This is a genomic window from Endoryza foliicola, from assembly GCF_050589245.1.
Lineage (GTDB): Bacteria > Bacteroidota > Bacteroidia > Chitinophagales > Chitinophagaceae > Endoryza > Endoryza foliicola.
This window is the reverse complement of sequence record NZ_JBOBEW010000007.1, coordinates 256,863-269,007: the sequence shown is the minus strand read 5'-3', so window position 1 is coordinate 269,007 and position 12,145 is coordinate 256,863. Positions and strand designations below refer to the sequence as shown.

Here is a 12,145-nt window from a genome sequence, read left to right as displayed (position 1 = left end):
ATTCGTCTTATAATGAGCGAAATTTGGGACTTTTTTTATGAAAGGAATCGTCGGTTTGTTTGTGGGGATCTTTGTTTTTAGTTTGGCGCAGGCACAAACCAAGAAGATTTCCGACATTAAAAAAGAATTGGAAGCGTCTGTCAATCCGCCTCTTTATGTAAAATCGGTTTTGAAGAAACGCTTTGTTTTAGATACCGTTCCCATCATTCGAATCGGTCACTTTAATGGATTACCCGATAGCTTGGCGTATCATGGCCAAATTCGAAAAGTATACGGTCCCTATGACAATGGCAAGATTTTGGTGCAAGTATTAGCGAAATTGCCCAATCAGTTTACGCGCATCAGTCAAATTTTTCTTGACACCACCGTGTTGAGTTATGCCTCGGTTGATTCAATTGGGAAATTGTTATTTACAGAATTGAAGGCCGGAAAAATTACGTTTGAAGAAGCGGCCACCAAATGGAGTATGGGTGGTGAAAATGCCACAAAAGGCGATTTAGGATGGGTGGCGCAAGGAGCTTTGATTCCAAAAATTGAACAAGCCATTAAAGGCAGACGGGTAGGAGATGTAGTGGCGTTGTGGACGAAGGCCGGGTTTCATATTATCAAAATCACCGGTGCGCCCAAACAAGATCATGGCTATGCTTTGTTAATGAGAATTTTTCTAAAATAAATAATATGAATATGCGAAAAATAACAATGCTTTTATCAGTTGTTCTATTAGCTGCATGTAGCAAGCCGGGTGATACGGGAAACAGCTGCTATTCAACGGGCCCCGTAACAAATTTGCTCACTGGTGCCAGCGGAACGGTTCGCTATTCCAGTGGTATTGGCAAGTGGACGGTTCAAGCGGCGGTAGCAGGAACCATTGATTCAGTAAATGTTTATATTCTTTGCTCTGATCCTGCGGCAAGTTTTCAAGTAGACGGGAAATCGGTGAAGGTTTCAGGCTCGGTGAAACGAAGTACGTACAAGCCATCGGCAGCTTTGGCCGGGGTGGGGTATTTGAGTTTGGAGTGGACGAGCATAGAGTAGTTATTAATTAAGAATTAAGAATTAATAATTGAACAGCCGGAACTAATTAATAATTAAGAATAAATAATTAATAATTGAACAGCCGGCAGTCAGGTTGAATTAATGGGAGAAGTAAACTTGAAATCGAAAGTTGAAGACAAATTGTAATTGTAAAAATCTTTGCGATTTCTTCGCGGTCTTGGCGGTCTTTGTTGTGAAAAATGTAATCTTAAAATTTCATTCACCGCATCGGAGTTATATATTACCAAAGCCATCTTCTCGAATTAAACCAAGTAGGTAGCCCCTATTTAATTGTATATAAAAGAAGAAGCCATCCCCAGGGATGGCTTCTTCTTTTAAAAAGACTATCGGGATTAGAATCCTTTTTTCTTTTCTTCTGCTTTTTGCATTGGGTTGATACCAGTTGATTGACCGCGTACCGCGCCTTGCTTCATTTTGAAAGCAGCGAATTTGCTAGGAGCCTTAATATCACCCCAACTATTGTTGTTGGTATTGATATCTGCTGTTTCCTTCATTGGATCCAACTTAATGCTCACTACTTCTTTATCTTTCATAAAGGTTTTGGTAACCTTACCTTCATTCAATCTCCAAACCTGAGCAGGAATGCGATCAACTTCGGTTGTACCATCTTTGAAAGTGAATTCAACGATGATTGGCATTACCAATCCACCTTTATTGCTGAAAGTGATTTCATAAAAGTGCTTACCACCAAGTTTCGCTTTTGCCTCTGCATCCAAAGGTTCAGTATTGCTACCTGGAACAGCTACTTCGTACTTAGTAGTATCATAAGCTTCCAATCCTCTGTTGTAACGATAGTAGAAATCTTGCAATGCAGTATCTACATCAGAAGCGAATTTGATGTTTTTATCTTCACGGTTACGGATCTTAGAAATATCATCAAAAGTGCTACCACCAGGCTTAGGCAAGCTTCTCATTTGCTTGCTTTCTCCCACTTGCTGAGGCTCTTTTGTAAGATCAGCAGTGAAATACTTTACTGTATCGATGGCCAAGTCACAAGCATCAGTTCCATAGAACCAACCTCTCCAGAACCAATCGAGGTCTTCGCCGCTTGCATCTTCCATAGTGCGGAACAAGTCGGCAGGTTCAGGATGTTTGAATGCCCATCTGCGTGCATATTCTTTGAACGCATAGTCGAACTGCTCACGACCCATGATGGTTTCGCGAAGAATGTTCAAACCGGTTGCAGGCTTTGTATAAGCGTTTGGACCGAAACCAACGATGTTTTCTGAATTCGACATAATGGGCTCCAATTGGTCTTTAGGAAGCTTCATATAGTCGGTGATAGTCCAAGCTGGTCCACCACGAGTAGGGAATTTGTTATCCCACAATTCTTCTGTAAGGTATTCAACGAAAGAGTTCAAGCCTTCGTCCATCCAGCTCCACTGACGCTCATCGCTGTTGATGATCATTGGGAAGAAGTTGTGACCCACTTCGTGAATAACAACACCCAACATTCCGTATTTCGTTGCTTCACTGTAAGAACCGTCTTTTTCTGTTCTACCGTAGTTAAAACAGATCATTGGGTATTCCATACCGTTGGCTGCTTCCACACTCTGAGCAACAGGGTATGGATAAGGAATGGTGAATTTTGAATAAGTTTTGATGGTATGTGCAACTGCTTTAGAAGAGAACTTACGGTACAAAGAATAGGCTTCTTTACCATAGTAGCTCATACACATAATTTTCTTTCCTTCAACCATTGCAGGGAAACCGTCCCATACAAATTTGCGGCTGCTGCCCCAAGCAAAGTCACGAACGTTATCGGCTTTGAAAACCCACGTTTTCTTAGCTTTTGATTTTTGACCTTCTGCTTTCTTTGCTTCATCCAAGGTAACGATCTCCATAGGCTCTTTTGCAGTTTGGGCTTTTTGCCAACGAGCAAATTGAGCAGGAGTCAATACTTGTTGATAGTTCTGACATTCTCCTGTAGCACCAATTACGTGGTCGGCAGGAACGGTCATTTGAACTTTGAAGTTTCCGAATGTAAGTGCAAATTCACCGCGACCAGTGAATTGGTGGTTTTGCCAACCCTGGAAATCGCTGTAAACGCACAAACGAGGATACCACTGAGTGATGGTAAACAAGTAGTTTCCATCTTCAGGGAAATATTCGTAACCACCACGACCACCTTGAGTCATGCGGTTTCCGATCTTGTAATTCCAGTCGATATTCAATACAAACTTTTGACCGGGCTTCAATGGTGTAGGTAATTCTACCCGCATCATTGTTTTGTTAACGGTGTATTTCAACGGCTTGTTCATTGCATCCGTAACCTTTGTAAGGTTTACACCGTAGCCATTATCAGACTTTGCTTCTTCGAAACGTTCCACCATTTGAGGAGTCATGTTTCTTGGCATCGACTGGCTGTTTTGATAGTTGGCGTTTTTAGTAGAACTGTGTTCGTTCTCGTCCACTTGTAACCACAAATAGTTCAGCACATCCGGAGAGTTGTTGAAATAAGTAATGGTTTCGCTTCCCTTCAACGTTAATTTTTCTTCGTCGAGTTCTGCTTTGATGTCGTAATCAGCCTTTTGCTGCCAGTACTTGGGACCGGGTGCACCGCTGGCCGTGCGGTATTCGTTGGGGGTAGGTAAAATACCGCCCAATTGTTCGAATTTGTTTCCATGGTTGGAACCCGGGTTGTTCTGGATGTTCTGCGCTCCAGCCCAAAGGGCATTCAACATTAGGAAACTTAAAAACACCTTTTTCATTGAATGATGATATTTATTAGGTTAAAAAGGAATACGTTCTAAAGCCATTTTCAGCGAGATTCCTAATACCGCTGAAGACAGGATCATGATCCAATCGCGGTGGGCTAATTTGATCTTCTTAACAAAGACCCAACTTACGCATAATAATGCAGCAACCACTACAATTTGACCAATTTCTAAACCGATATTGAAACCAATGAGGCCGGTGGCCAAACTTTGGTCTTTTGCTAGCATGAATCGAATGGTATTGGCAAACCCCATTCCGTGGATCAACCCAAAAACCAGCGCCAAAATGTAATTCCATTGAATTTTTGATTCCGGCGTTCGAGGCTTGATGATATTTGAAAGTGCAGTTAAAACAATGGTAACCGGAATGGCAAATTCAACCCAATTGTCTGGAAACCGAACAATGTCTAAAACGCTGAGAGCCAGTGTGAGTGAATGACCTATGGTAAAAGCAGTTACTAGTACCAATACTTTTTTCCAGTCGGCCCAAAGATATAAAGCAGCCAAAGCTGCGATAAATAGTTGGTGGTCGAGTGCATCAATGCTGATGATATGATGCCAACCTTCCAGCAAATAGAACCAAAAATCCTGCATAATCTATTTAACAAGCCTTTCAGAAAAAAATCCAGCGAATTCCTATAAAAGTCGTCAAAATAAACAAGAGATTTGTAACACAAAAATTTAGTTGTTCAATGGTTTTCACATTGTATAAAAGGTTAATGAGAGTTGGATTTCTCCTGTTTTTGGTAACTGCCGCCCTAAGCTTTGCCAAGGCTCCCCATCCGTTTTTTGTAAGTGTTACCGAAATGGAGCATAATGCCAAAGACAAAACCGTTGAAATAAGCTGTAAAGTATTCACCGACGATTTTGAAAAAGCCCTTACCAAAATGGCCAATCAAAAGGTGGATCTCTATCATCCTAAAGACAAAACCCAACTCGATAAATGGGTAACGCAATACATCCAAACTCACTTGAATATCATGCTAGATGGCAAAAAGATGCCGCTGCAGTTTGTGGGCTTTGAGATAGAAGACCAATCAACCATCAGTTATTTTCAAATTGATGGTGTGAGCGTCGCTCCCAAAAAAGTAGTTGTAGACAATACTATTTTCTACGATCAAATAGACAAGCAAATCCAAATTGTACATTGCTTGGTTGGAGGAAATAGAAAAAGCAGTCGGGTAGTATATCCTGAAGAAAGATTGGAGTTTTCTTTCTAAGAGAAACAATAATCATTTGAATCAATCGAACGACTAATCAACTAATTTATACTTAGTCTTCCATTGCTTCCATAATCTCACTGGAAGGAATCACCAATACTTTATCGATCCTTTGTGCGTCCATGTCAATGATTTCAATTTTGAAACCTTGCCATTCAAATTTATCACCTGTATGAGGAATGCGTTCTAGTTTATGTAGAATAAAACCGGCCAAGGTGTCAAATTCTTGTTCTCCTTCGTGCATCCATTCTGTTTTTTCAAAGCGACTTAAGAAGTCGTAAAATGGAATCTGCGCATCTACCAAATAAGAGCCGTCTTCTCGCTCCACAATCTCATAATCCTCCACATCTATTTGAGGTAGATCGCCCACAATGGCTTCTAGGATATCATTTAATGTGATCATTCCTTGAACGCTTCCGTATTCGTCTACAATGAAGCAGGCATGTAGTTTTCTCTCTTTAAACTTCTCTAGAAGTTTGTACGCAGTAATGTTTTCAGGCACAAAAAGAGGGGTTTTCATGTACTGCTTAAACGTTGTTAAATCATTAGTAACGTAGAGATCTTTCAACGAAACCACGCCTTTAATTTTATCGATGTCACCTTCGCAAATAGGATAAGCAGAGTGCGGTTCTTTGAGAATTTTTTCGCGGATGCTGTCTTCTGTATCGTCTTCATTGAACCAAATGATATCACTACGGTGCGTCATTAAGGAAGTAATGTTTCGATCTCCCAAATGGAACACGCGTTCAATGATCTCTTGTTCTGCCTCTTCAATAGTGCCCTGTTCCGTTCCTTCACTTATGATGGCTTTGATTTCTTCCTCGGTTACCTGATTGTCTTTTGCTTTTAAATTAAAGATGCTCACAATGAGGTGGGTCGATTTACTCAACAACCAGATGAATGGATAGGTAGCAATACTCACGATGCGCATAGGGGCCGCCATGAATTTTGCGATCCCTTCCGGATTGGAAAGTCCGATTCGTTTTGGAACCAGTTCTCCAAAAATCAATGAGAAATAGGTGATGGATACAACAATTATGGTGGTAGCGAGTGCATTGGCATATTCTGCAACGCCCGGGAAAGATTTAAAATAGGCAACGAGATCTGTTTTAATATTCTCTCCGGAGAAAATACCCGTTAAAATACCAATGAGCGTAATGCCAATTTGAACAGTGCTCAAAAATTTATCAGGATGTTCTGCTAATTTGAGCGCTTCTGCGGCTCTTTTGTCTCCTCTCGAGGCTTGTCCTTCCAGTCTGGCCTTTCGGGCCGAGACCACGGCAATTTCGGCCATTGAAAAGAGCCCGTTAAGCAAAATCAAACCAAATATTATAAAAATTTCCAACATGAATGAATGGGTATTAAGCTACTAATCTAAGACTTCCTACTTGTTTATCGAAGAGTTTCGAGATGAATAATCCAATAAAATAGCCCAAAAGGCCACCGCAAAGTACATCAAAAGGGTAGTGAACCCCAACATATACCTGGGTATAGGCTACTGAACCCGACCAAATAAAGAACAGTGGGGTCCATTTAGAATAGTATTTCAGTGTTTGGTGCAGAAAGCAAGCTTGAGCAAAATAACTCGTGGCGTGAGAAGAAGTGAAGCTCGAGCTTTGAGGACAATATTTAATGAAAAATCTCAATAAAATCGATACATCGGGATCCTGACAAGGCCGAACCCGCATCACCAATTGTTTGATGACCTGACTGCTAATGATATCGGATATTGCTGCGCATAATACCAGCGCTAATGCCCACCAGATCCACTTCTTCGGGTTGTTCATCCCCACAAAAACGATCAGGAACAAGTACATGGGTGCCCAGAAAAGCGGTTCTCTAAAAAAGGGCAAAATGGCGTCAAGCCACGAACTGCTCCAGTTCTGATTAATGTGTACAATCAGCCATTGATCAATGGGTTGAATCTGTTGCCAAAAAGTTAATAGCAGCGGTGCCGCAGGTAAATCCATAGCTGCAAAAATAATATACTTAATTTTATGATTATTTATTTTGCATGAAGCTTTTATTACCCCTTCCCAGAATGATTCGCTGGGTACTTTGGACGGCATTGGTTCTTTTAGTGTGGATGACCCTCCTTCGACTCGCTTTTTTCCTTTATTTCAATAATCAGGGCAATTCCGGAACGGCCATTTGGCAATCCTTTGTATTAGGATTGAGATTCGATTTAAGAGCCGTAAGCGTAATTGGGCTGGTAAGTCTAGTTTTTAGCGCGATTCCTTTTTTTAGTCCCTTTAAAAGCAAGACTCATTTGCGCATCTGGAATTTGAAAATGGGATTTATCTGTTTTGTATTCGTGTTGTTTTACTTCGTGGATCTAGCGCATTATGCTTATTTAAGCCAGCGAATGAACGCCACTGTGTTGAACTACCTTGCAGATGCCAATATTTCTGCAACCATGGTTTGGCAATCCTATCCCATCATTCGCATACTCTTGGTGTTGGTAGTGGCTACCTGGGCATTGAGTTGGGTATTACGAAAAGGATACAGAACAATCTATAATAGCCCCAAACAATCGGCAAAACCTGTTGCAATGGTGATGTTGGTGTTGTTAATGGCCGGCTTTAGTTTTGGTCGACTCAATCAGTACCCCTTGCGCTGGAGCGATGCGTTTGGTTTGGGGAGCGATTATCAAGCCAATTTGGCTTTGAACCCTTTTGAGTCGTTCTTTAATACGCTGAAATTTCGTTCAGTGAATTATGATGAAAAAACATTGGCTGCAGACCGAGCTTTTTTGAAGCCCTATTATGGTTGGGAAAACGGATACGAACGGATTCAAGGTTCCGATAGCGCAAAACTGGTTCACCCCAATATTGTAGTGGTGATCTGCGAAAGCTACAGCGCCTATAAAAGTTCGATGGTTGGAAACCCGTTGAACACTACTCCGTTTTTCGATAGTTTAAGCAAACAAGGCTGGTATTTTGATCGATGCTTCACGCCAACTTATGGAACAGCAAGAGGGGTTTGGGCTACGCTCACCGGACTACCGGATGTGGAATTGCAACAAACAGCCAGTAGAAACCCCGCAGCCGTGAATCAAAATGTGATCATGAATCAATTTAAGGGGTATGAGAAATATTATTTTATTGGTGGCAGTCCAAGTTGGGCCAATATAAGAGGTGTGTTGTCGAACAATATTGAAGGACTTCATTTGTATGAGGAAGAGAATTTAAAGAGCCCACGTTTAGATGTTTGGGGTATCAGTGATAAGAATTTGTTTTTGGAAGCCAATGGCATTTTATCAAAAGAACAAAAGCCTTTTATTGCAGTTATTCAAACAGCCGATAATCATCGTCCTTATTCGATCCCGGATGAAGACACACTTGAGTTTAAACGCAATCGTCCCTCCGAAGCTGAATTAGACGCGAATGGATTTAAAGATCAAGTAAACTATGAAAACAAGCTGAAAGAGTACAATGCATTTCGGTATACCGATTTTACATTTCAGAAATTTATTCAAGCAGCACAAAAAGAGGCTTATTTCAAGAATACCATTTTTGTGTTTGTAGGAGATCATGGCATTCCGGGTGATGTAGGCAAGCTATTGCCACAATCTTGGACTACACATCGCCTCACCTCTGAACATGTTCCTTTGCTTTTTTATGGGCCTGCATTCGTTCAGCCGAAGCGTGAGGCGCGCATGGCTTCACAAGTTGATTTAATGGCAACGGTGGCAGATTTGGCCGGAATGAAAGTACGTAATACTGGTTTGGGTAGAAGCCTGAAAGACAGTACCAAGGCTGATTTTGCGTTTATCTTCAATCCGGAAACACGTCAAATAGGCGTGGTTCGAAATGGTTATTTTTATCGCGAAACATTGAAAACAAATCAGTGGGAAATTGTTTCGGTTATTGATAATAGTAAGGCTCCCGACTCGGTATTGAATGGCAACGTGAAGAATGAATTACAACAGCTCACTCGTTCATTGTATAATACGGCTTCTTACTTGCTCACACATAATAAAAAATAAATCGTATATCCTTACTTGTTATTCGAAAATGCTGCTTCTGGAAAAGGAGGAGCATTTTTTATTCTTAGCCGGAAGATTTGATTTAAATCAGTTCAAGAATGGGAGTTACCAATAAAAAATGCGAAACGAACGACTGTTTTGGTGGATATTTTTTAGAGAAATGTTAATATCTATTTTCTTTTCAACATTTAACTGGCAAATTGGTTGTAGTGGACAATAAATAGTAGAAAATCCAGTTTTTCTTTTCTATTTTTCCGCTAATATTACACCGAATCCATCCTGTAAAATTCCAATCACCGGTTAAGGAGAAAGATAGCAGCACAATAGTAAGTATTAGATTTATTTGTTTAAACTGGGAACTGTGGCATTAATTAAAAGTATTTCAGGTATTAGAGGTACCATCGGTGGATCAACCGGCGACAATTTAACCCCTCTCGACATTGTAAAGTTTTCAGCAGCGTATGGCACATGGTTGTTACAAGCAGGTGCAGGTAAAACTGTAGTTATTGGACGTGATGGCCGTATTAGCGGTTCCATGGTTCAAGAACTGGTAGTGAATACCTTGCTAGGCTTGGGAATTGATGTAATTGATGCAGGTCTTAGCACTACTCCAACCGTTGAAATGGCAGTGATATGGGAAAAGGCAGCCGGTGGGATCATTATCACGGCAAGTCATAATCCAAAAGAATGGAATGCGTTAAAGTTATTGAATTCGAAAGGAGAATTCATCAATGCTGAAATCGGAAAACAAATTCTTGATTTAGCTGCAGCAGAAGCATTCAGTTTTCAAACAGTTGACAAATTAGGTACCTACACTAAGAAGGACGGGTACTTGCAGCAACATATTGATGCGGTATTGAATTATCCTTTAGTAGATGTTGAAATCATTCGTAAAAAAGGACTTAAAGTAGTAGTTGATGTGATCAATTCTACCGGTGCTATTTATGTGCCACCGTTATTGAAGGCATTGGGTGTAGAAGATGTTGTAGTACTGAATGCTGATGTAACCGGTAAATTCTCACACAACCCTGAACCACTACCTGAAAATCTAACTGAATTAAGTGCTGCTGTTAGAAACCACAAAGCACATTTGGGAATTGCAGTTGATCCGGATGTTGACCGTCTCTGTTTTGTTTGCGAAGATGGATCTATGTTCGGCGAAGAATATACATTGGTTGCAGTGGCAGATTATGTTTTGTCGAAGCGCCCTGGTAATACAGTAAGCAACATGAGTAGCACCAAGGCTTTGAAAGAGGTGACCTTGAAATACGGAGGAACTTATTCGCCTTCGGCTGTAGGAGAAGTGAATGTGGTGAATAGAATGAAAGAACTGAATGCGGTGATTGGAGGCGAAGGAAATGGAGGAATCATTGTACCGGATTTGCATTATGGAAGAGACGCATTGATTGGAATTGGATTGTTTTTAAGTGCATTGAGTTACCACAAGAATGGCATTAAAAGTTTCCGTGCAAAGTATCCCGACTATTTCATTTCAAAGAATAAGATTGAATTGGAGAAGGGGTTCGATTTGCCTTCCATATTCGAGAAGATCAAAGTGAAATACAAAAATCAACCTATCAATACTGAAGATGGTTTGAAGATTGAATTTGATACCGATTGGGTACACTTGCGTTCTTCGAATACAGAGCCCATCATCCGTATCTATGCAGAAAGTAGTTTTGAAACAACGGCGAATAATATTGCATTAAGATTGATGCAAGACATTCGGGAGTTTATGTAATTGAACCACAGCTTTATTTAGTTTAAATAGATAGATGAAAGCCCTGCGTATGCAGGGCTTTTTTATTGGTAGGCATAAGAAATGTTTTTAAGATTTTTAGAAAGCCGGTGTAGCGTTCAAAAGGTATCGAGTAATTGATAATCAGTAATTTAAATCTTGATTAGCGGCTTGCTTCAAGTACACTATCCGTACAATTCTTAATCTAAATTCTTAGTACCTTTGCCGCTCAATTAACACCACGGACATGACGCAAAGAATTTATCTTGACAATGCCGCAACCACACCGTTGGATCCCAAAGTGCTGGAGACAATGATGCCCTACTTAACAGAAAAATTTGGAAACCCTTCTTCTATTTATTCTTATGGTAGAGAAACACGTTTGGCAATTGAAACGGCACGTAAGTCGGTGGCTAAAATATTAGGGGCCCATCCCGCTGAAATTTTCTTTACTTCCGGTGGTACTGAAAGTTCAAATACAGCTATTACAGCCGCTGTACGTGATCTTGGATGCACTCATATCATTAGTTCGCCCATTGAACACCACGCTACCTTGTACACAGTGGAAGTTTTGCACAAAAGAGGCGAAGCGGCCCTTAGTTGGGTGAAAATTTTGCCTAACGGGCATGTAGACATGGAGGACTTAGAACTACTACTTGCGTCTACAGAAGAGAAAACCTTGGTAACCTTGATGCATGCTAATAATGAAATTGGTAACATGCTCGATATTCATGCAGTAGGGGAGCTTTGTAAGAAATACAATGCTATTTTCCATTCCGATACTGTTCAAACGGTTGGACATTTCCCCATTGATCTGCGCAACACTCCTGTCCATTTTGTAACAGGAGCCGGGCATAAATTTCATGGTCCAAAAGGAGTAGGTATTTTATACATCAACGAGAACGTGAAGATTCACCCGTATATCAATGGTGGAGGTCAGGAACGCAATATGCGCGCCGGAACGGAGAACCTTTATGGAATAGTAGGCTTTGCAAAGGCGTTGGAGATTGCAACAGCAGGATACGAGCAAGACAGTGCACACATGAATGGCTTAAAGCGCTATTTAATGGAACAACTTACAGCGGCAATTCCCGGTGTAGCATTCAACGGTGATCCTTTGGGAAGAAGTTTGTATACCGTATTGAGCGTGAGTTTCCCCAAAACAGAAAAGTCTGAAATGTTGTTATTCAACCTAGATATCAATGGAATTTGTGCCAGTGGTGGCAGTGCTTGTACCAGTGGCGCCGATCAAGGATCACATGTTATAAGAGCCATCAACAATAACCCCAATCAGGTAACCGTGCGTTTTTCATTTTGTAAGCATACAACAAAAGAAGAGCTAGACAAATTAGTAGCGGTTTTAAAAGAACAATTGTAAGTGCGATACAGTGGAGCATTCCTATAGGAACAGCACCGCATCCAACAC

10 protein-coding genes are annotated in these 12,145 nt (G+C 40.8%); 6 read left to right on the top strand and 4 right to left on the bottom strand.

Features of this window, described 5'->3' with window-relative positions:
- The first annotated feature begins 37 nt into the window (after nt 1–37).
- Both ACQ2HE_RS16615 and ACQ2HE_RS16610 read left to right on the top strand, forming a co-directional pair.
- Entirely contained in the window at nt 38–673 is a 636-nt protein-coding gene (locus tag ACQ2HE_RS16615) for a peptidylprolyl isomerase (protein WP_430896583.1), read from the top strand.
- A gap of 11 nt (nt 674–684) precedes the next feature.
- Nucleotides 685–1,035: a hypothetical protein gene (locus ACQ2HE_RS16610; protein ID WP_430896585.1), complete on the top strand. Its 351-nt coding sequence runs from the start codon at nt 685–687 to the stop codon at nt 1,033–1,035.
- A gap of 353 nt (nt 1,036–1,388) precedes the next feature.
- Here the strand turns inward: ACQ2HE_RS16610 and ACQ2HE_RS16605 are convergent, their stop codons facing one another.
- Both ACQ2HE_RS16605 and ACQ2HE_RS16600 read right to left on the bottom strand, forming a co-directional pair.
- Nucleotides 1,389–3,767, bottom strand: a complete 2,379-nt coding sequence (locus ACQ2HE_RS16605) for a M1 family metallopeptidase (RefSeq protein ID WP_430896587.1) — start codon at nt 3,765–3,767, stop codon at nt 1,389–1,391.
- A 21-nt stretch (nt 3,768–3,788) separates the two neighbouring features.
- Nucleotides 3,789–4,367 (bottom strand): HupE/UreJ family protein, encoded by a 579-nt coding sequence (locus tag ACQ2HE_RS16600; protein ID WP_430896589.1) that lies wholly within the window; start codon nt 4,365–4,367, stop codon nt 3,789–3,791.
- A 98-nt stretch (nt 4,368–4,465) separates the two neighbouring features.
- Between ACQ2HE_RS16600 and ACQ2HE_RS16595 the strand changes: the two genes are divergently transcribed.
- Nucleotides 4,466–4,993 (top strand): DUF6702 family protein, encoded by a 528-nt coding sequence (locus ACQ2HE_RS16595; RefSeq protein ID WP_430896591.1) that lies wholly within the window; start codon nt 4,466–4,468, stop codon nt 4,991–4,993.
- A gap of 52 nt (nt 4,994–5,045) precedes the next feature.
- Here the strand turns inward: ACQ2HE_RS16595 and ACQ2HE_RS16590 are convergent, their stop codons facing one another.
- Nucleotides 5,046–6,341 (bottom strand): hemolysin family protein, encoded by a 1,296-nt coding sequence (locus ACQ2HE_RS16590; RefSeq protein ID WP_430896593.1) that lies wholly within the window; start codon nt 6,339–6,341, stop codon nt 5,046–5,048.
- 13 nt (nt 6,342–6,354) lie between these two features.
- Complete coding sequence (locus tag ACQ2HE_RS16585; RefSeq protein WP_430896594.1) at nt 6,355–6,963, bottom strand: phosphatase PAP2 family protein; 609 nt, start codon at nt 6,961–6,963, stop codon at nt 6,355–6,357.
- A gap of 44 nt (nt 6,964–7,007) precedes the next feature.
- Here ACQ2HE_RS16585 and ACQ2HE_RS16580 point away from each other — a divergent pair, with 44 nt between their 5' ends.
- The 3 genes from ACQ2HE_RS16580 to ACQ2HE_RS16570 all read left to right on the top strand — a co-directional run bounded on the left by ACQ2HE_RS16580 (nt 7,008) and on the right by ACQ2HE_RS16570 (nt 12,097).
- Complete coding sequence (locus tag ACQ2HE_RS16580; protein ID WP_430896596.1) at nt 7,008–8,981, top strand: LTA synthase family protein; 1,974 nt, start codon at nt 7,008–7,010, stop codon at nt 8,979–8,981.
- Between the two features lie 361 nt (nt 8,982–9,342).
- Complete coding sequence (gene glmM, locus ACQ2HE_RS16575) at nt 9,343–10,722, top strand: phosphoglucosamine mutase (RefSeq protein ID WP_430896598.1); 1,380 nt, start codon at nt 9,343–9,345, stop codon at nt 10,720–10,722.
- A 244-nt stretch (nt 10,723–10,966) separates the two neighbouring features.
- Nucleotides 10,967–12,097, top strand: a complete 1,131-nt coding sequence (locus ACQ2HE_RS16570) for a cysteine desulfurase family protein (protein ID WP_430896600.1) — start codon at nt 10,967–10,969, stop codon at nt 12,095–12,097.
- The last annotated feature ends 48 nt before the right edge of the window (nt 12,098–12,145 follow it).